The sequence below is a fragment of the Streptomyces sp. NPDC003023 genome (assembly GCF_042888225.1).
GTDB lineage: Bacteria > Actinomycetota > Actinomycetes > Streptomycetales > Streptomycetaceae > Streptomyces.
In genome coordinates this window covers 1,003,855-1,022,022 of sequence record NZ_JBIAPL010000001.1, presented here as the reverse complement: position 1 = coordinate 1,022,022, position 18,168 = coordinate 1,003,855, and the positions used below count along the sequence as shown (strand labels likewise).

Genomic DNA, 18,168 nt, shown 5'->3' with positions numbered 1-18,168 from the left:
GGTCGGGGAAGTTCGCCTTCCTCGACCGGCTACACTGCTGAAGTGACTGATTTTACAGAGCTGTCGCCCGCCGAATTCCTTGAAACGCTGCGGCGCGGTACCGACGGACTGTGGCCCCTGGAGGCCGCCGTCTGGCTGCTGGAGCAGCACGGTACCTGGCTGGAGGACCCGCGACTGCGGAAGTACGTGACCGGCGGACCGGACGAGAACGAAGAGCTCTGGACGGGACTCGAGATCCAGCGCCTGAATGAAGCGCTGGACGCCGACGAATTGGGAGACGGTGAGGACATTGCCGTTCTCCGCTTCGCGATGAGCCTTTACGGCAATTCCCCTGTTTCGCTTCGCCATACATGCGACCAGATCTCCGAGCCGAACCTCGTTCTGATCGGAAGGGCAATGCGCAAGGCTGCCGGATATTCCGGTTCCGCCTGACCCAAGGTCCCCCGCGCGCTTCAACAGCGGGCCCGCTCTGCGGATCCTCGCCCGTGACACCGTCTACGGACTCACGGACCGAACCTCGGCGCGACCCATGCGGCGGGCGCACCTCTCGATCTGACTACTTGGCGGCCCAAACGCCCAGATCATTCCGACGGCCGTCCGCCGCTCGCCGCAGCGCCTCCGGGGAACCCAACATGCCGTGCGGCAGATAGGCGGACCGAACGTCCAGCTCCCACCCGTGCACTTGGACCGCAAGGGCGGCCAGGGCAAGGGCGGCGAGGGGCAGCAGAGTCCTGGGGGCGGGATCGGATCCCAGGCTCTCCCGGTGCTCGACGAGTCGGGCGACGAGAGCTTGAGCGAAGGCGGGTCGGTCGTCATCGAGGAGCACCCGAACGAGGCGCTGGTCCGCTGTCAGGGAGCCGACTGCGTCCAGTTGCCGGGCTGCCTCGGCACGCTCGTCGGGTCCCGGCTTGCACAGGGGCACGGTGGGCCAGTCGCGGGGCAGGTGCCCGTTCGCCCGGGTCAGGTAGCCGCACAGTGCGTCCATCACAGCGAGGTCCGCCGGATCGGACGTCGATGCATGCCCTGAGTACGGCACTCCGTCACGGATTGCAGGAGCGTAATCGCCCCGCAGGAGCAGCCCGACAACTCGCTGCCATTCCCACACCAGGCCGCTGACCACGCACATCGCAAAGGCGTCGGCCCACGTCCTGGCCGTTGGGGCCTGCTCGACGACGTCACCGAAGGCGATGTCGTCACTGCTGAGCTTCTCGCCGATGAGCGGGAAAACGATCTCCTGGTCGCCGTCGGGGAAGCAACCGACGCTCAGCACCCCCAGGGAGCACTCCGCCGCGGTCAGCAGTGCCGAGTGGGAGGACTTGTCGAGCTCGGGGGCCTCCACGGTGCGGGCGGCGACGTGGTCGAGGAGTTCGTCACGCATCTCCTGCAGGTTCTCGGAGGACGGGTCGTCGTAGCGCATCCGATGCCACCGCCGCCGGGTCCGTCGGCTGATGTCGTCGAGTGCCTGGGCCATACGGTGCCCGCTGACCTCGTGGTGCGTCACTTCCTGCACGGATGTCGTCCTCTCATGCTCTTCCCGGCCGGACGCGGCACGCTATCAGCGGGTTCGGACAATGCCCTGTCCCGGCCGCGAAGTCCCGCGCCTGCCGCCTCGCTCGCCGCCGTCGACTGGCACAACGCGATCCGCCGCGAACATCACCGAGGAACGAGGAGGTCGTCATACCGGCCAGGCATCACCTTCGACGCGCGCATGCAGATGTTCGTCGTGCCAGCCGTCGGAGTGCAGCAGAGCACTTCGCATCGTGCCCTCCAGAGGGAATCCCGCCTTCTCTGCCACTCGGCAGGAAGCGGTGTTGGCGATGGAGTGGGTGATCCGCAGGCGGTGCAGGCCCAAGTCGTCCACTGCCCAGCGGCTGACACGGACTACCGCGTCGGCCATGGTCCCGCGCCCTCTGCCGGCGGGAAGCAGCCAGTACAGGAACTCCGCGCTGCCCCCGACGAGATCGAAGTCGGCCAGACCGATCAGGCCGACAGGGTTGCCGCCGGGATCTGTAATCGCCCAGATCGCCGCTTCCTCTGCCTGCCAGCGCTTCTGCCACCGCGAGATGCGGTCGCGGGCATCGTCCACGGTCAAGTGTCCCGGCCGGTTCCATTGCTGGACGTCCGGGTCCTGGCATGAGCCCGCCAGCACTTCGGCGTCGTCGAGGGACCACGGTCGCAGCTCAAAGCCGCCGGCCAGGCCGAACACGGGCTGTTCGGTCCGGCTCATCCGGCCGGGAGCCACAACGGCGGGTATCGGAACAATCACTTGAGAATCATGCCAGGTGGACGCGGACCTTCTCGTCAAACTGCTTCACGCGTGCTCGGTGTCCAGACGCTCCGCCGACTCGAGCAGATGCTTCGGCAGTTTCGACCTGGCCCCAACACCTCGATGCCGATCAGGCACCCTGCTCGTCGAAGTCGAGGTTGATCATGCCGTCGACCTTCACCGGATCACAGGGGTACATGTGAGCCACCACCGCCTGGACTTGTGGCTCCGTGAAGGTACAGATACGCCGCGTTCGCCGTTTTGTCGTAGGTGACTCTGAGGTCCGCCGTGGTCAGCCTGCTCCTTTGCCCTGGTTGATGACGCCGATCGCCTCCGTGTACGTGTGCCTCAGGCGGGCTTGATGGAGGCGAGCTGCACGAGGAGAAGAACCAGCCGGTAGGCGTCGGAGAAGGCGTCGGCGGTGAAGGCGACCGTCCGGCCGCCTTCGGCCCGTGAGACTCCCGGCACGAGGGTCGCCAGATCCACCGTGTACGGGCCGGCGAGGTCGACCTCGACGTCGACCGGTCCCGCAACGGTCAGCGGCGGCACCGTCGTTCGCCGCGTGATGGCCTCCGCAGCCGCCCGGCGCAGACGCTCCCTCGCCACTTCGGGGTGCAGAGCGACAGCCGCGGCCTGACCGAGGGCCTGCTTGACCGCGACGGTGGCCGCGGAGGGGACCAGGTCGGACAGTTCGGCACAGGCGGTGTCGTCGCCGCTGAGCAGCACGACCGGCACGCCCGACTCCCCGGCCATGGCCGCGTTGAGCCCGATCTCGCCCATGGAGCGCCCGCCCACGCGTACGTCGAGGATCTCGCCGCTCATGGTGTGCGCCAGAACGGCCGGCCCGCCACCGGCACGGGCGTGGTAGCCGATCAGCATCACGGCGTCGGTGTTCTCGTCGAGCCCGCCGAGCATGCCCAGCGGTCGCGGTTTGCCGCGGACCAGGTGCGCCCGCCGGTCGAGTTCCTCCGGCAGCAGATTGCGGTAGGTCCCGTGCGCGTCGGCGACGAGAACGACGGCGGTGGGTTCGGCATCCAGAACACCGGCGATCACGGCGTTGGCCTCGGCCGTCATCAACGCCCGCCCACGCGCGTAGTCGTGGCGATCCGGATTCGTCTCGGCGGCATGCACGATCCCCGAGATGCCCTCCATGTCGACAGAGATCAGCACCTTCATGAGTCCTGGAGTCTACGCGCCGGCGGTCCCGGCCCAGGGGGCGATGTACGGGTCGCGTACGCGCTTGTACGGGTGGGGTCCCGTGACCTGCCGGGCGTCGGGCCGGTTGGCTGAGCGACGTGGGGACGCGGGACGTGGAGCGCATGGCAGCCGGCCGGCAGAAGAAGACCTGCAACGACGACAAGCCCGCGATCTGGGCCGCGTACGGAAAGCTCGTGAAGCTCTTCCGTGACAGGTCCGGTTTCACGCAACAGGCCCTGGCCGACGCCGTGGGCTATTCCTATGAGCAGGTCGCCTCCATCGAACAGGGCCGCCGCCGGCGAAGTTCGCCTTCACGGACGCGGCGGACAGGGCGCTGGGGGCGGGTGGGGTGCTGACGGCGTTGCAGGACGAGGTGGATCGGGCGAAACTCCCCGTGTTCTTCCAGGACTTCGCGCTGCTCGAGGCGGAGGCCTCGATCCGCTTCGCCTACGAGACCGTTGTCGTTCCGGGCCTGCTCCAGACCGAGGAGTACGCCCGCGCCCTGCTCGCCGCCCACAGTCCACCCCTCGACGACGAGACCATCGATCACCGGGTGGACGCACGGATCCAGCGACAGGCGCTGCTGTGCCGAAAGCCCATGGTCGACCTCGCGTTCGTCATCAACGAGGCCGCCCTCAGATGCCCCGTCGGGGGCGTTCCCGTACTCGTAGAGCAACTCAACCGCCTGCTGGAGCACCAGCAGCGGCGCAATGTGGAGATCCAGGTCGTTCCACTGGCCCACGGGGCGCACGCGGGTCTGCACGGCCCCATGGTGCTGCTGGAGACCCTCGACCACACGCGAGTTGCCTACTTCGAGTCCCATGGTGAGAGCCTCATCGTCTCTGCCCCTGACAAGGTGAGCGTCTTCGCGCAGAGGTATGGCAAGCTGCGTTCGCAGGCTCTCAACACCGAGGAGTCGGCACGCTTCATCGAACGCATCGCGGGAGAGCTATGAGCAGCGATCACGCCACGGGGCCGGTCGACCTGACCTGGTTCAAGAGCAGCCGCAGCGGCCCCGAGGGAGGCGACTGCGTAGAGGTCGCCGTGGCCCAGGAGGCCGTGCGCGTACGGGACTCCAAGGAGCCGGCCCGGGCGCACCTCACCGTCGGCGCTGCCCACTGGACCACGTTCATCGGCTTCGCAGCGCGCTAGTCGTGCTGTGACCGGATGGCTGCGCCGGCACGCGCCGCTCGGCCGGTGCCTCACCTTCCGGCTCCCCCGCGCGGCGCTTCGCGATCACCGCGCACACCATCAGCTGCATCTGGTGGAAGAGCATGAGCGGCAGCACCGCGAGGCTCGCCTGCGCGCCGAACAGCACGGTCGCCATCGGCAGCCCCGCCGCCAGACTCTTCTTCGAGCCGGCGAACTGGATCGCGACCCGGTCCGCCCTGCCGAAGCCGAGGCGCTTCGCGCCGTACCAGGTGAGCGTCAGCATGGCCGCGAGCAGTACCGCCTCGACGGCGAGCAGCGCACCGAGCCGGGCGGGGGTGACCTGGTGCCAGACTCCGGCGGTCATGCCTTCGCTGAAGGCCGTGTAGACGACGAGCAGGATCGAGCCGCGGTCGACGTATCCCAGCACCTGCCTGTGCCGGGCGAGGAAACCGGCGACCCAGCGGCGCAGCAGCTGGCCGGCCAGGAACGGCGCGAGGAGCTGGAGCACGATCCGCGTCAGTGAGTCCGCCGTGAAGCCACCCGCCGTTCCGCCCAGCAGCAGGGCCGCGAGCAAGGGAGTGAGCAGGATGCCGGCGAGGCTGGAGAAGGAACCCGCGCAGATCGCCGCGGGTACGTTGCCGCGCGCGATCGAGGTGAAGGCGATGGACGACTGGATGGTCGAGGGCACCAGGCACAGGAACAGGAGTCCGCTGTAGAGCTCGGGCGTCAGCACCGCCGGTTCGAGGACACGCCCCGCGAGCCCCAGCAGCGGGAACACGGCGAACGTGGCCACGAGCACGGTCAGATGCAGCCGCCAGTGCTTGAGCCCGTCGAGTGCCTCGCGCGTCGACAGGCGGGCGCCGTAGAGGAAGAACAGCAGTGCCACGGCTCCGGTGGACGCGCCGCCGGCCACGTCGGCGGCCGCCCCCGAGGCGGGCAGCAGCGCCGCGAGCCCCACGGTCCCGAGCAGCGCCAGGATGTACGGGTCGATCGGCAGCCAGGACGGCAGGCGTGGGGTGCGGCGGCGGTTCATGTGCTCCACTTGCTCTCGGTTCAGGACGTGCCCTCTCCATGGTCCTCTTCGCGCCCTTGATCGGGAATCCCGCACGCCGAACTGACTGTCATCACGTTTCATGATGACAAGGCTCTGTGGCAGGCACCGCCTAGGATCGACGGCGTGTACGACCCAGCCCAGCTCCGCACGTTCCTGGCCGTGGCGCAGACGCTGAACTTCACGCAGGCCGCCCGCCGGCTCGGGCTGCGGCAGTCGACGGTCAGCCAGCATGTGCGCCGGCTCGAGGACGCCACCGGCCGGCCGCTGTTCAGCCGTGACACGCACACCGTGGAACTGACTCAGGACGGCGAGGCGATGCTCGGGTTCGCCCGCACCATCCTCCAGGCCCATGAGCGCGCGTCCGCGTACTTCACGGGCACACGACTGCGCGGGCGGCTGAGGTTCGGGGCGTCGGAGGACTTCGTGCTGACGCGGTTGCCGGAGATCCTCGAAGCGTTCCGCCGTGACCATCCCGAGGTGGATCTGGAACTCACCGTGGAGCTGTCGGGCACCCTCCACAAGCGACTGGAGGCGGGCCGGCTGGACCTGGTGCTCGCGAAGCGGGTACCGGGCGCGACACGCGGCGAACTGGTGTGGCGGGACCGGATGGTGTGGATCTCGGCGGACGGCCTGCGGATCGATCCGGAGCGTCCGCTGCCGCTCATCGTCTTCCCGCCGCCCGCGCTGACGCGGGCGCGGGCTTTGGAGGTGCTGGAGCAGGCGGGCCGGTCCTGGCGGATCGCCTGCACCAGTGGCAGCCTCAGCGGGCTGGCGGCCGCCGCCCGCGCCGGGCTCGGCGTGATGGCTCACACGCGGGGGCTGATCCCGCCCGGTCTCGTCCCCGTGCCGGAGCGGGCCGGGCTGCCCGAACTGGGCGGCGTCGACTTCGTTCTGCTGCAGGACCGGCGCCGGGAGGCGGCCAGGGAGGCCGCCGGAGCGCTGGCGGACGCGCTGCTGGCGGCGGGCGACCGGCTGCACGGCCCGGTGCCGCGCTGACCGCGACGCCGGCCGGGTCGTCAGTCGGTGCGTCCGCGTGCGCCCCCATGTCGTCGACCATGACGAATCCGGTCGCGTCGCCGGGCGGCCCCAATACCGCCTGCACGGGCGGTCAGGGCACGCCTCCGCCCGGAGCGCCGTTTGGTACGGACCTGGAGGCCGCCGGTAGAGCGGGGGTGATCGGGACGTACAGATTCGGTGGAGATTCCCGGCCCGCCTACTTACTCATGGGTCAGGCATTTGCTCCGAGGCGGCCATGATCGACCCGCTCACCGTCGCTGACCTGTGCCTACGTCATTCACCCCCAGTTCACAAGGACCCTCCCGCCTGATGAATTCGTGGGGTACGGTCACGGCGCTGTGCGGAGCGCCACAAGGAGCAGCCATTGCGCGAGTTCACTGTCCCACCCATGGCCGCGGCGCCTCAGGTCGGCGGACTTGCGGACGCGGTCTTCGACCATGCCCTCGACGATCCCGACCGCGTCGCGCTCGGTCGCAAGGACGCCGAGGGCCAATGGCAGGAAGTGACGTCGGCGCAGTTCCGTGACGAGGTACTGGCGCTGGCCAAGGGACTTCTCGCGCACGGCGTCCGGTTCGGGGACCGGGTCGCCCTGATGTGCCGTACGCGCTACGAGTGGACGCTGTTCGACTTCGCGCTGTGGACGGTCGGCGCCCAGTCCGTGCCGCTGTATCCGACCTCCTCCGCGGACCAGGTCTTCTGGATGCTGCACGACGCCGAGGTCTCCGCGTGCATGGTGGAGCACGAGGACCACGCCATGACGATCGGCTCCGTGATCGACCGGCTGCCGCTGATGAAACGTCTGTGGCAGCTGGACACCGGGGCCGTGGAGCAGCTGGTCGAGGCGGGCGAGCACATCGACGACGAGATGGTGCACCGGCACCGGCGCGCGGTGACCCCGGACTCGGTGGCCACGATCATCTACACCTCGGGCACCACGGGCCGTCCCAAGGGCTGTGTGATCACCCACTCGAACTTCATGTTCGAGGCGGACACGATGGTGGGCCGGTGGGAGCCGGTCTTCCGCTACAAGGCCGGTGACGAGCCGTCGACCCTGCTCTTCCTGCCGCTGTCGCACGTCTTCGGCCGGATGGTCGAGGTCGCCGCGATCCGCGGGCGGGTCAAGATCGGCCACCAGCCGGCGCTGCAGGCGAGCGCGCTGCTGCCCGATCTGGCGGCCTTCCGGCCGACGTTCATCCTGGCCGTGCCGCATGTCTTCGAGAAGGTCTTCAACGCCGCCCGCCGCAAGGCCGAACTCGCGGGAAAGGCGGGCCCCTTCGACAAGGCGGTCGAGGTGGCCGTGAAGTACGCGGAGGCCCTGGAGCACCGCGCCTTCGGGCTCGGACCCGGCCCGTCCGCCGGTCTGCGGATGCAGCACCAGCTCTTCGAGAAGCTGGTGTACGGGAAGGTCCGTGACGCGATGGGCGGCCGGGTGCGCCACGCGATGTCCGGCGGGTCCGGCATGGACCGGCGGCTCGGCCTGTTCTTCGAGGGCGCGGGCGTCACCGTCTACGAGGGCTACGGGCTGACCGAATCGACCGCCGCCGCCACCGCGAACCCGCCCGAGCGCACCCGCTACGGCACCGTGGGCCTCCCGATCCCCGGGACCACCGTGCACATCGCGGAGGACGGCGAGGTGTGGCTGCACGGCGGGCACATCTTCCAGGGGTACCTGGGCGATCCGAAGGCCACCGACGCCGTGCTGAACGACGGCTGGCTGGCCACGGGCGACCTCGGCTCCCTCGACGAGGACGGCTACCTGACGATCACCGGGCGCAAGAAGGAGATCCTGGTGACCTCCAGCGGCAAGAGCGTCTCCCCCGCGGGTCTGGAGGAGCGGGTGCGCGCGCACCCCCTGGTGGCGCAGTGCATCGTCGTCGGCAACGACCGGCCCTACATCGCGGCGCTCGTCACCCTCGACAAGGAGTCCGTCGACCACTGGCTCGCCATCCAGGGCAGGCCGCCCATGCCGCCCGCGGAGATGGTGCGCGACCGGGACCTTGAGCTGGAGATCCGGCGCGCCGTGGTCGCCGCGAACACCCTGGTCTCCAAGGCCGAGTCGATCCGTACGTTCCGGATACTGGCGCACCCCTTCAGCGAGGAGCACGGGCTGCTGACGCCGTCCCTGAAGCTGAAGCGGAGGGCGATCGAGAACGCCTACTCGGTCGAGGTCGAGGCCCTCTACCGTTAAGTCGCGGCGGTGATCCGCGGCCGCCGGGGCTCCCGCGGCCGCCGGGGCTCCCCCACCGGCCGCGCTCACGCGAGGCCCGCTCGGGCCCGCACGCGCGAAGCCGCCCGCCGTGCGCCCGTGGTCGGGGCCCGGCGGGCGGCGGCTCCGTCTCGTTCAGTGGCCGGCGGTGAGCTGCCCGGCGAGCTTCTCGTGCATGTCGGCACTGGGCTTGTTCAGTCCGACGATGGTGACCTTCTTGCCGCGCTGGGCGTACTTGGTCTCGATGGCGTCGAGCGCGGCGACCGAGGAGGCGTCCCAGATGTGGGCGTCGGTGAGATCGATGACGACGTCGTCGGGGTCGTCGGCGTAGTTGAACTGGTAGACGAGGTCGTTCGACGAGGCGAAGAACAGTTCGCCGGTGACCGCGTAGACGACCTGGTTGCCGTCGGGGTCGACGACCCCGGACACCTGGGCGAGGTGGGCGACACGCTTGGCGAAGATGACCATGGCGGTGATCGAGCCGAGGACGACACCGATGGCGAGGTTGTGGGTGGCGACGACGGCGGCGACGGTGACGACCATGACGGTGGTCTCGCCGATCGGCATGCGCCTCAGCGTCTTCGGCTGGATGGAGTGCCAGTCGAAGGTGGCGACCGAGACCAGGATCATCACGGCGACCAGCGCGGCCATGGGGATGTCGGAGACGACCGGGCCGAAGACGATGCACAGGACCATCAGGAACGATCCGGCCAGGAACGTGGACAGCCGGGTACGGGCGCCGGACGTCTTCACGTTGATCATGGTCTGGCCGATCATGGCGCAGCCGCCCATGCCTCCGAAGAAGCCGGTGACGATGTTGGCGACGCCCTGGCCGATCGACTCGCGGGTCTTGTTGGAGTGGGTGTCGGTGATGTCGTCGACGAGCTTGGCGGTCATCAGCGACTCCATCAGCCCGACGAGCGCGAAGGCGAAGGCGTACGGGGCGATGGTGGTCAGCGTGTCCATCGTGAACGGCACGTCCGGCAGGCCGGGGACCGGGAGGGACGACGGAAGGTCGCCCTTGTCACCCACGGTCGGCACCGCGATGCCGGCGGCGACGGTGATGACGGTCAGGATGACGATCGAGACCAGCGGCGCGGGAACGGCCTTGGTGATCTTAGGGAAGAGCACCATGAGGGCCAGGCCGCCGATGACCAGCGGGTAGACGGCCCATGGCACGTCGCGCATCTCGGGCACCTGGGCCATGAAGATCAGGATCGCGAGGGCGTTGACGAAACCGACCATGACGGAGCGCGGCACGAAACGCATCAGCTTCGCGACGCCCAGGGCACCGAGCACGACCTGGAACAGGCCGCCGAGGATGACGGCGGCGATCAGGTGGCCCAGTCCGTGCTCGTGGTTCAGGGGCGCGATGATCAGCGCGATGGCACCGGTGGCCGCGGAGATCATCGCTTTGCGGCCGCCGACGACGGAGATCACCACGGCCATGGTGAAGCTGGCGAACAGGCCGATGGCGGGGTCCACACCGGCGATGATCGAGAAGGAGATCGCCTCGGGGATCAGCGCCAGCGCGACCACGAGGCCGGCCAGCACCTCGGTACGGAAGACCTTCGGGGAGGCGAGCCAGTCAGGCTTGACTGCATTCTTTGAAAAACGGGCGCGCAGCTTGGGTGCTTGGGACAGCGGTGACGACATGCAACCGTTCCTGTTCGGGCGCACACACCCACCAGTTGGATGCCCGCGCGACGTGATCGGCCCCGCCCTGGGGCGAAGTCCCCTGCGGCCCGGCCTCGACGGGGCCCTGCCGGTGGGTGCGGCAGCCGTCGCGGCCGCCGATCGGGCATCATTGCCCGGAAGTGTTCGGGTGCCGGGGGGCCGTTTCGGGCCCGGCTCCGGCGGGGGTCCGGCTGCATCCGTACAGCACGGTTCCCTCGCGGAAGACTCTACCCTGACGTGAGGGCAGAGTGCGAGTTGCGCCTTGTGAAATGCAGGTGAACACGCAGTCGGATCATGTGATTCCAGACACATGGGCTGGAGCGCTACACATGTCCGAACACGGAAGAGACGACGCAGGAGGAGAAGGCGTGACGATGACAGAGCGGCAGATGCAGATCGGCGAGGTCGCCGAGCGAACCGGTTTGTCGTTGCGCACCATTCGTCACTACGAAGAGGTCGGCCTCGTGGCGCCTTCCGCCCGCAGCAAGGGCGGATTCCGTCTCTACACCGAAGCGGACGTCGAGCGGCTGATGGTCATCCGCCGCATGAAGCCGCTGGACTTCTCCCTGGAGGAGATGCGGGACCTGCTGGAGATCACCGACAGGATCGCCGCTGCCGACGCGTCGGTGCCCGCCGACGAGAAGGACCGCCTGCGTGAGCGACTCGACTCGTACCGCAAGGTGGCCGAGGCCCGCTGCGAGAAGCTGCGCGCCCAGCTGACGGCGGCCGAGGACTTCGCCGCCACGCTGCGCCGCAGGCTCGGCGACTGACGGACGCGCGCGGGAAAGGCTGCGACGACCGGTCTCGCACGGGCGTGGGGTGTGCTGTGGCCGTGCCCGGCGGGCCGGGGTCGTCGAAGGGCGCTCCGCCTGCCGCGCCGATGGGGGCATCGCCCGCCGCACCGCGTCCAGGGGCACTGCGAACCGGCCGGGTCGAGCGGCCGCACCGCCCACCGCGTCCAGGGGGCACTGCCCCCGGCGAGACGCGCACGGCTCGCGATCGGGCATGTTCCACCGGATCCCCGCACCCCCGCCTTGTCCGCGCGGCGGGCCGGGCGGCATCCGGCATGCGCTTACGCCGTACAGTGCGGTGACCGCCCGGCAGGACGCGCAGTGGATCACATCCGGCGGGCCCTCCGGTAGCGTCCGGGTATGAGTCATCCGCATCCCGAATTGAAAGCCGCCCCTCCGCTGCCCGCAGGAGGACTGAGGGTCGTCGCCCTGGGAGGACTGGGCGAGATCGGCCGCAACATGACGGTGTTCGAGCACGCGGGCAAGCTGCTGATCGTCGACTGCGGTGTGCTGTTCCCCGAGGAGACACAGCCCGGGGTGGACGTGATCCTTCCCGACTTCACCTCGATCAGGGACCGCCTGGACGACATCGCGGCCATCGTCCTGACCCACGGGCACGAGGACCACATCGGCGGCGTGCCCTATCTGCTGCGTGAGCGCAGGGACATTCCGGTCGTCGGCTCGAAGCTGACGCTGGCCTTTTTGGAGGCCAAGCTCAAGGAGCACAACATCAAGCCCCGGACGGTGCGGGTCCGCGAGGGCGACCGGCGGGGATTCGGCCCGTTCGACTGCGAGTTCGTCGCCGTCAACCACTCCATCCCGGACGGCCTCGCGGTCGCCATCCGCACCGGTGCCGGCATGGTGCTGCACACCGGCGACTTCAAGATGGACCAGTTCCCGCTGGACGACCGCATCACCGACCTGCGCGCCTTCGCCCGGCTCGGCGAGGAGGGTGTGGACCTGTTCCTCACCGACTCCACGAACGCCGAGGTCCCCGGCTTCACCACCTCCGAACGCGAACTGAACCCCGCGATCGAGCAGGTCCTGCGCACCTCTCCGAAGCGGGTCATCGTCTCCAGCTTCGCGAGTCATGTGCACCGCATCCAGCAGGTGCTCGACGCCGCCCACGAGCACGGGCGGAAGGTCGCCTTCGTGGGCCGGTCGATGGTCCGCAACATGGGCATCGCCCGCGAACTCGGCTATCTCAAGGTGCCGTCGGGTCTCGTGGTCGGCATGAAGGAACTGGAGAAGCTGCCGGACCATCAGATCACCCTGGTGTGCACGGGTTCGCAGGGCGAGCCGATGGCCGCGCTGTCCCGGATGGCCAACCGCGACCACATGATCCGGATCGGCAAGGGCGACACGGTGCTGCTCGCCAGTTCCCTGATCCCCGGCAACGAGAGCGCGATCTACCGCGTCATCAACGGGCTGACCAGGTGGGGCGCGAACGTCGTCCACAAGGGCAACGCCAAGGTGCACGTCTCCGGGCACGCCAGTGCCGGCGAACTCGTCTACTGCTACAACATCGTCAAGCCCCGCAACGTCATGCCCGTGCACGGGGAGTGGAAGCATCTGCGGGCCAACGCCGACCTGGCGATCCGTACCGGCGTGGACCCGGACCGTGTGGTGATCGCCGAGGACGGTGTCGTCGTCGACCTGGTCGACGGCCGCGCCTCGATCACCGGCAAGGTGCCCGCGGGCAACGTCTACGTCGACGGCATGACGGTCGGCGGTGCCACAGAGGCGTCCCTGAAGGACCGTGTCACCCTCGCGGAAGAGGGCGTGGTGACGGTGGTCGCCATCGTGGACGCCGACACGGGAGCGCTCGCGGAGGCGCCCGACTTCCTGGCCCGTGGATTCGTCCACGACGAGACCACGTTCGAGCCCGTCGTCCCGGTGATCGAGAAGACCCTGGCCAAGGCCGCGGAGGAAGGCGTCGGCGACGCGCACCAGCTCGAACAGCTCATCGCCCGCGCGGTCGCGAACTGGGCGTTCCGCACCTACCGCCGCAAGCCGCTGATCATTCCCGTGATCATCGACGCCTGACCGGCCCGGCCCCGGGCCGCCCTCGAGCCGGACGGGGGGCGGGGGACGGGGGACGGGGCCCCGCGCACCCGGTCGGCGAGGGAAGTCTCGATCCCCGGCCGGGATCCGTCGCATCACCTTCAGCTCAAAGGTCCGCACGCCGCCGAAAGTTCATGTGGGTGCGCGTCGTTCAGAAAGCTGAAACGGAATCCCGACGGGAATGCGTCCATCCGGATGATCGTTGAAGATGGGAGTACACAACCGACGACGTAAGGATCGACCGCTCGTGAGCAAGGTCCCCTTCACCACCCTCCACAACGGCGTCGCGATGCCGCAGCTCGGCTTCGGTGTCTGGCAGGTGCCCGACGACGAGGCGGAGCAGACGGTCGCCACGGCCCTCGATGCCGGTTACCGCAGCATCGACACCGCTGCCATCTACGGGAACGAAGCGGGCACCGGGAAGGCCGTCGCCGGCTCCGGGATCCCCCGCGAAGAGCTGTTCGTCACCACAAAGGTGTGGAACTCCGACCAGGGTCACGACAATGCCCTGCGCGCGTTCGACACGTCCCTCGGCAAGCTCGGCCTCGACTACGTCGACCTGTACCTGATCCACTGGCCGATGCCCGCCAAGGACATGTACGTGGACACGTACCGCGCCCTGGAGAAGATCCTCGCCGACGGGCGCGCCAAGTCCATCGGCGTCTCGAACTTCAAGCCCGAGCACCTCGAGCGCCTGATCGGCGAGACCTCGGTCGTCCCCGCCGTGAACCAGGTCGAACTGCATCCGCAGCTCCAGCAGACCGGGCTCCGGGAGTTCCACGCGAAGCACGGCATCGCCACGGAGGCCTGGTCCCCGCTCGGACAGGGCAAGGACCTGCTCCAGGCGCCGGCGGTTGTCGCGGTCGCCCACAAGCACGGCCGCACGCCGGCCCAGGTGGTGCTGCGCTGGCACCTCCAGGTGGGCAACGTGGTGATCCCCAAGTCCGTGACGCCGTCACGCATCCGGGAGAACATCGACGTGTTCGACTTCGAACTCGACACCGACGACATGGCCGCCCTCGCGGCACTGGACGAGAACAAGCGGCTCGGCCCGGACCCGGCGAACGTCAACTCCTGAACCGACGGCACCGGGAGACACCCGGAGCACGGCGCGGGCGCCGGGACGCCGAACGCGTCCCGGCGCCCGCGCCGTTCGGGCGGCCCCGTTCCCGTGCCGGGGTGCCCCTGGCCGGCACCCGTTGTCAGTGGCGGGTGCGACGATGATCGCGGTCATCACCCGAAGGCGGGCGGGAGGCGGGGACAGTTGAACGGGCCACTTGAGCCAGGTCTCTATCTGGTGCGGAACATCGGCAGCGGACTGCTGCTGGAGGTGTACGGCGGGGGCAGGGGCAGCGGCGTCAACGTCCAGCAGGGCAAGGAGACGGGCGCGCCCGCACAGCAGTGGCGCATCGACCCCGTGCCCAACGGCAACGGCCTGTACCACTTCGTCAACGCGGGCAGCGGCAAGCGTCTCGACGTGGCGGGCGCCTCGACGGAGAACGGCGCCAACGTCCAGCAGTGGAAGGCCAACAACTTCGGCGCCCAGGAGTGGATCGTCGAGCGTCATCTCGAGTCACCGGGGACGGTGACGGTCGTGAGCTTCATCAGCGGACTGCTGCTCGAGGTGGCCGACGCCTCCGCCGCCGACGGGGCGAACGTGCGGCAGTGGGAGGACACCGACTCCCCCGGCCAGTGGTGGCAGTTGGAGCCCGTCGCCCCTGACACGCCGGGCAACTGACGGGGCCGGGCGCCCGGCCCCGTCGGCGCCCGCCCGGTTCAGCCCTTGCGGGCCGTGTACACGGTGCGCGCGGTCAGGAAGTACGCGTCGGAGCGCCTCAGCAGGCTCTCCGAGTCCTCGGGGTCCAGCAGCCGGTCGATCACCGCGAGGTCCTCGTCCGGCAGCAGGCCCTCGACCAGCCGGCGCTGCCAGGCGAAGACGTGCACCAGTTGCTCGCGCACCGCCATCGGCGCGGGCGCGGGGATGTCGAGGAGGAAGGAGCGCGTGCCGCTCGGGGTGAGTCCCGAGTCGGCCAGCAGCGCGCGCCAGTCCTCGACCTCGTCCTTGGCGTCCGGCAGTTCGGTGCGCATCCGCGTGAACCACTCGTCGACGGCCGCGCCGATCCTGCTTTCCAGACCGGGCCTGCCGATCCCGATGTCGCGCGGCAGGTGCCGCGACGGCAGACCGCCCTCGAGGAGGGCGAGCACGCCGCCGGGCCGCAGCAGTCCGGCCAGCGAGCCGACCGCTGCCCGCTGGTCGCCGAGGTGGTGCACGAATCCGGACGCCCAGATGAGGTCCGCCTCGCCCAGGCCCTCGATCCCGTCCGGCAGGTCCACACGCCGGGTGTGCAGGCGGTCGGACCAGCCGTGACGGGCCGCGCGGGCCTCGGCCCGCTCCAGCAGCGGCGCGGTGGCGTCCACGGCGACGACCTCGGCGTACGGGAAGGCCTCTGCGAGCACCCCGCTGATCACGCCGGGGCCGCTTCCGATGTCGAGGATGCGGCGGACGCCGCCGACGGGCACCAGTTCGCACAGCCAGTCCGCCGTCTGCCGGTGGACGGGGTTCTGCACCTCCGCGCCGTGCTCGAGCAGTTGCGCCTGCTCGTTCCAGTCGATGTGGGTGGAGTCGTGGTGATGGCTCATGGCGTCAGAGTGGCGCGACGGCCGTCGTCATGGCGAATCTCGTTGCCGTTCCGGCAAAGCGCCACCCGTTCGGTGCTCCTGCGGACTGACACCCCTCACCCGCTTGAAAGCGGCGCTCAGGGCGAACGAGCCGCTGTAGCCCACCTTCCTGGCCACCGTGTCGACCGTCGCGTCGCTCTCGCGCAGCAGGTCGGCGGCGAGCGCGAGCCGCCAGCCGGTGAGGTAGGCCATGGGCGGTTCGCCGACCAGGTCGTTGAAGCGCCGGGCGAGCGCCGCCCTGGAGACACCGCACTCGGCGGCGAGCGACGCGACGGTCCAAGGGCGGGCCGGACCGTCCTGGATCAGCCGCAGAGCCTGCCCCACGACCGGGTCGCCCATGGCCAGGTACCAGGCGGGGGCCTCGGCGTCCGGCCGGGAGAACCACGTACGCAGCACGGCGATCAGCAGCAGGTCCAGCACCCGGTCGAGCACGACGCTCTGGCCGGGGTCCACGCGCGCGATCTCCTCGTCGAGCACGGTCATGAGCGGGTGGTTCCAGACGTCGGCCGACAGATGCAGCAGGGGCGGCAGCGCGTCCAGCAGCCGGCCGCTCACCTCGCCCTTCATCTGGTACGTCCCGATGAGCATGGACGTCGAACCGTCCGGCGCGTTGCCCCAGGTCCGTACGCCGAGCCGCATGGACCGGGCGAGCGGTTCGCCCTGGAGGGTGTGGCAGGTGCCGCCGGGGCCGATCCGGGCCTGCGGCTCCGCGCCGGGTTCGTGGGCCACGGTGTACGGCTGCGGGCCGCGTGCCACGGCCACGTCACCGGGACGCAGCAGCAGCGCGTCCCCGGAGACCGGGACGATCCACGACTCCCCGGCGGTCACGCACATCAGGCAGAGCGGGGCCTCGTCGTCGATGTGCACGGACCACGGCGGCTCCATCACCATGCGCAGCAGAAAAGCCCCCCTGGCCCGCGGCCCGTCCAGTAGTCCGGCGAGAGCGTCCATGACCACCAGCGTAGACGGACGCGTATGCGGCGCGGCCGTACACCTGCGGGAGTCACGCCTCCGGGTCCCCTGCGGCCTCCGGGGCGGCGGTGGCGGCGCCTTCTTCCATCGCGTCGGCTTCCTCCGGCGTGTCGGTGTAACGGGCGGCCAGCGCACGGACGGTGGCCGCGATGCGGGCACGGAGGGCGGGCGGTCCCAGCACCTCCGCCTCGTCCCCCAGCGCGAGGAACTCGGCGTACGCGCGTTCCCGCGACTCGATCGGCAGTACGGCGCGCGTCCAGCCGTCGGCCTCCGGCGATCCGGTCTCGGCGAGTGCGGCGGCGGCCCGTCCGGTGAGCCGTGCCACGGCGACCGGCGAGAGCCGCACCAGCGCCTCCTCCCGGTGCAGCCGGGCGTGGAAGTCGGCCTGGTATTCCTTCCAGTAGGCGGCGAGGTCGAAGTCCTCCGGCGCCTCGAACTCCTCCGGCGCGGCCGTCAGTTCCAGGATCTGGTCGACACGGAACGTCCGTGGGCCGGGCCCGGCGACCACGTACCAGCGGCCCGCCTTGAGCACCAGACCGTACGGCTCCAGGCGCCGGTCGACATCGGTCGGCTCCTTCCAGCGGCGGTAGCGGATCTCGAGCACCCTGCTGTGCCACACCGCGTCCGCGACAGCGGTCAGATGCGGGACCTCATCAGCGGCGGCGTACCAGCCCGGCGCGTCCAGGTGGAAGCGCGAGCGCATCCGGTCCGCCTGGTCGCGCAGGCGCTCGGGGAGCGCGGCGCGCAGTTTGAGCTGCGCGGCGGCGAGGGCGGAGCCCAGTCCGAGTTCGGCGGCGGGTCCCGGGACGCCGGAGAGGAACAGCGCCTCCGCCTCTCCGGCCGACAGTCCCGTCAGCCGGGTGCGGTAGCCGGCGAGCAGTTGGTACCCGCCGGCGTGGCCCGCGTCCCCGTAGAGCGGCACACCCGCGGAATGCAGCGCCTCGACGTCGCGGTAGACGGTGCGTACCGAGACCTCGAGCTCCTCCGCGAGCTGTGCGGCGGTCATCCGCCCCCGCGTCTGCAGGAGCAGCAGGATCGAGACGAGTCGGCCGGCTTTCACTGACACAGGATGTCAGTGAAGCGGTCCTAGCGT

The 18,168-nt window shown here is 69.8% G+C and carries 18 protein-coding genes; 10 read left to right on the top strand and 8 right to left on the bottom strand.

What is annotated here, in order from left to right; genetic code table 11:
• The first annotated feature begins 42 nt into the window (after nt 1-42).
• Entirely contained in the window at nt 43-432 is a 390-nt protein-coding gene (locus ACFYV1_RS04265; protein WP_389393800.1) for a hypothetical protein, read from the top strand.
• 124 nt (nt 433-556) lie between these two features.
• Here ACFYV1_RS04265 and ACFYV1_RS04260 read toward each other — a convergent pair whose 3' ends face one another.
• The 3 genes from ACFYV1_RS04260 to ACFYV1_RS04250 form a co-directional block, all read right to left on the bottom strand.
• Nucleotides 557-1,510, bottom strand: coding sequence for an immunity 49 family protein (locus ACFYV1_RS04260; protein WP_389393799.1), 954 nt, complete (start codon nt 1,508-1,510; stop codon nt 557-559).
• 165 nt (nt 1,511-1,675) lie between these two features.
• Nucleotides 1,676-2,266, bottom strand: a complete 591-nt coding sequence (locus tag ACFYV1_RS04255) for a GNAT family N-acetyltransferase (RefSeq protein WP_389393798.1) — start codon at nt 2,264-2,266, stop codon at nt 1,676-1,678.
• A gap of 348 nt (nt 2,267-2,614) precedes the next feature.
• Complete coding sequence (locus ACFYV1_RS04250) at nt 2,615-3,442, bottom strand: M55 family metallopeptidase (RefSeq protein ID WP_389393797.1); 828 nt, start codon at nt 3,440-3,442, stop codon at nt 2,615-2,617.
• A 143-nt stretch (nt 3,443-3,585) separates the two neighbouring features.
• Here ACFYV1_RS04250 and ACFYV1_RS04245 point away from each other — a divergent pair, with 143 nt between their 5' ends.
• Genes ACFYV1_RS04245 through ACFYV1_RS04235 form a run of 3 tightly spaced genes read left to right on the top strand, consistent with a single transcriptional unit; the run spans nt 3,586 to nt 4,615 of the window.
• Nucleotides 3,586-3,819 carry a helix-turn-helix transcriptional regulator gene (locus ACFYV1_RS04245; protein WP_389394570.1) on the top strand — a complete coding sequence of 78 codons (234 nt, stop codon included), beginning with the start codon at nt 3,586-3,588 and terminating at the stop codon, nt 3,817-3,819.
• The gene (locus tag ACFYV1_RS04240) at nt 3,813-4,418 is read left to right on the top strand and encodes a DUF5753 domain-containing protein (protein WP_389393796.1); all 606 of its coding nucleotides are present in this window, start codon (nt 3,813-3,815) and stop codon (nt 4,416-4,418) included. Before ACFYV1_RS04245 ends, ACFYV1_RS04240 begins: the two co-directional genes overlap by 7 nt.
• Entirely contained in the window at nt 4,415-4,615 is a 201-nt protein-coding gene (locus ACFYV1_RS04235; protein ID WP_389393795.1) for a DUF397 domain-containing protein, read from the top strand. The genes ACFYV1_RS04240 and ACFYV1_RS04235 overlap by 4 nt, the downstream gene beginning before the upstream one ends.
• On the opposite strand, the gene ACFYV1_RS04230 is transcribed toward ACFYV1_RS04235, so the two are convergent.
• On the bottom strand, nt 4,593-5,648 hold the full coding sequence (locus ACFYV1_RS04230) for a bile acid:sodium symporter family protein (RefSeq protein WP_389394569.1): 1,056 nt from the start codon (nt 5,646-5,648) through the stop codon (nt 4,593-4,595). The two genes, ACFYV1_RS04235 and ACFYV1_RS04230, sit on opposite strands and share 23 nt — an antisense overlap.
• 144 nt (nt 5,649-5,792) lie before the next feature.
• Between ACFYV1_RS04230 and ACFYV1_RS04225 the strand changes: the two genes are divergently transcribed.
• Nucleotides 5,793-6,665, top strand: a complete 873-nt coding sequence (locus ACFYV1_RS04225) for a LysR family transcriptional regulator (RefSeq protein WP_389393794.1) — start codon at nt 5,793-5,795, stop codon at nt 6,663-6,665.
• A 409-nt stretch (nt 6,666-7,074) separates the two neighbouring features.
• Nucleotides 7,075-8,874, top strand: a complete 1,800-nt coding sequence (locus ACFYV1_RS04220; RefSeq protein ID WP_389393793.1) for an AMP-dependent synthetase/ligase — start codon at nt 7,075-7,077, stop codon at nt 8,872-8,874.
• 153 nt (nt 8,875-9,027) lie between these two features.
• Here ACFYV1_RS04220 and ACFYV1_RS04215 read toward each other — a convergent pair whose 3' ends face one another.
• The gene (locus ACFYV1_RS04215) at nt 9,028-10,548 is read right to left on the bottom strand and encodes a SulP family inorganic anion transporter (protein ID WP_389393792.1); all 1,521 of its coding nucleotides are present in this window, start codon (nt 10,546-10,548) and stop codon (nt 9,028-9,030) included.
• 395 nt (nt 10,549-10,943) lie between these two features.
• On the opposite strand from ACFYV1_RS04215, the gene ACFYV1_RS04210 reads away from it, so the two are divergent.
• The 4 genes from ACFYV1_RS04210 (at nt 10,944) to ACFYV1_RS04195 (ending at nt 15,162) form a co-directional block, all read left to right on the top strand.
• The gene (locus tag ACFYV1_RS04210; RefSeq protein ID WP_389394568.1) at nt 10,944-11,339 is read left to right on the top strand and encodes a MerR family transcriptional regulator; all 396 of its coding nucleotides are present in this window, start codon (nt 10,944-10,946) and stop codon (nt 11,337-11,339) included.
• A 381-nt stretch (nt 11,340-11,720) separates the two neighbouring features.
• A complete protein-coding gene (locus tag ACFYV1_RS04205) occupies nt 11,721-13,406 on the top strand; it encodes a ribonuclease J (protein ID WP_389393791.1) in 1,686 nt (561 codons plus the stop codon).
• A 265-nt stretch (nt 13,407-13,671) separates the two neighbouring features.
• A complete protein-coding gene (locus ACFYV1_RS04200; RefSeq protein WP_389393790.1) occupies nt 13,672-14,502 on the top strand; it encodes an aldo/keto reductase in 831 nt (276 codons plus the stop codon).
• Between the two features lie 186 nt (nt 14,503-14,688).
• The gene (locus ACFYV1_RS04195; protein ID WP_389393789.1) at nt 14,689-15,162 is read left to right on the top strand and encodes an RICIN domain-containing protein; all 474 of its coding nucleotides are present in this window, start codon (nt 14,689-14,691) and stop codon (nt 15,160-15,162) included.
• Between the two features lie 38 nt (nt 15,163-15,200).
• Here ACFYV1_RS04195 and ACFYV1_RS04190 read toward each other — a convergent pair whose 3' ends face one another.
• Genes ACFYV1_RS04190 through ACFYV1_RS04180 form a run of 3 tightly spaced genes read right to left on the bottom strand, consistent with a single transcriptional unit; the run spans nt 15,201 to nt 18,135 of the window.
• Entirely contained in the window at nt 15,201-16,064 is an 864-nt protein-coding gene (locus tag ACFYV1_RS04190; RefSeq protein WP_389393788.1) for a class I SAM-dependent methyltransferase, read from the bottom strand.
• A 27-nt stretch (nt 16,065-16,091) separates the two neighbouring features.
• A complete protein-coding gene (locus ACFYV1_RS04185) occupies nt 16,092-17,054 on the bottom strand; it encodes an AraC family transcriptional regulator (protein WP_389393787.1) in 963 nt (320 codons plus the stop codon).
• A 52-nt stretch (nt 17,055-17,106) separates the two neighbouring features.
• The gene (locus ACFYV1_RS04180) at nt 17,107-18,135 is read right to left on the bottom strand and encodes a helix-turn-helix transcriptional regulator (RefSeq protein WP_389393786.1); all 1,029 of its coding nucleotides are present in this window, start codon (nt 18,133-18,135) and stop codon (nt 17,107-17,109) included.
• Nucleotides 18,136-18,168 lie beyond the last annotated feature (33 nt).

Excerpts from the sequence above, each read along its gene's own strand:
- ACFYV1_RS04245 (WP_389394570.1), top strand. The coding sequence starts at position 3,586 with ATGGCAGCCGGCCGGCAGAAGAAGACCTGCAACGACGACAAGCCCGCG.
- ACFYV1_RS04230 (WP_389394569.1), bottom strand. The coding sequence starts at position 5,648 with ATGAACCGCCGCCGCACCCCACGCCTGCCGTCCTGGCTGCCGATCGAC.
- ACFYV1_RS04210 (WP_389394568.1), top strand. The coding sequence starts at position 10,944 with ATGACAGAGCGGCAGATGCAGATCGGCGAGGTCGCCGAGCGAACCGGT.
- ACFYV1_RS04220 (WP_389393793.1), top strand. The coding sequence starts at position 7,075 with ATGGCCGCGGCGCCTCAGGTCGGCGGACTTGCGGACGCGGTCTTCGAC.
- ACFYV1_RS04215 (WP_389393792.1), bottom strand. The coding sequence starts at position 10,548 with ATGTCGTCACCGCTGTCCCAAGCACCCAAGCTGCGCGCCCGTTTTTCA.
- ACFYV1_RS04235 (WP_389393795.1), top strand. The coding sequence starts at position 4,415 with ATGAGCAGCGATCACGCCACGGGGCCGGTCGACCTGACCTGGTTCAAG.
- ACFYV1_RS04185 (WP_389393787.1), bottom strand. The coding sequence starts at position 17,054 with ATGGACGCTCTCGCCGGACTACTGGACGGGCCGCGGGCCAGGGGGGCT.
- ACFYV1_RS04250 (WP_389393797.1), bottom strand. The coding sequence starts at position 3,442 with ATGAAGGTGCTGATCTCTGTCGACATGGAGGGCATCTCGGGGATCGTG.
- ACFYV1_RS04205 (WP_389393791.1), top strand. The coding sequence starts at position 11,721 with ATGAGTCATCCGCATCCCGAATTGAAAGCCGCCCCTCCGCTGCCCGCA.
- ACFYV1_RS04190 (WP_389393788.1), bottom strand. The coding sequence starts at position 16,064 with ATGAGCCATCACCACGACTCCACCCACATCGACTGGAACGAGCAGGCG.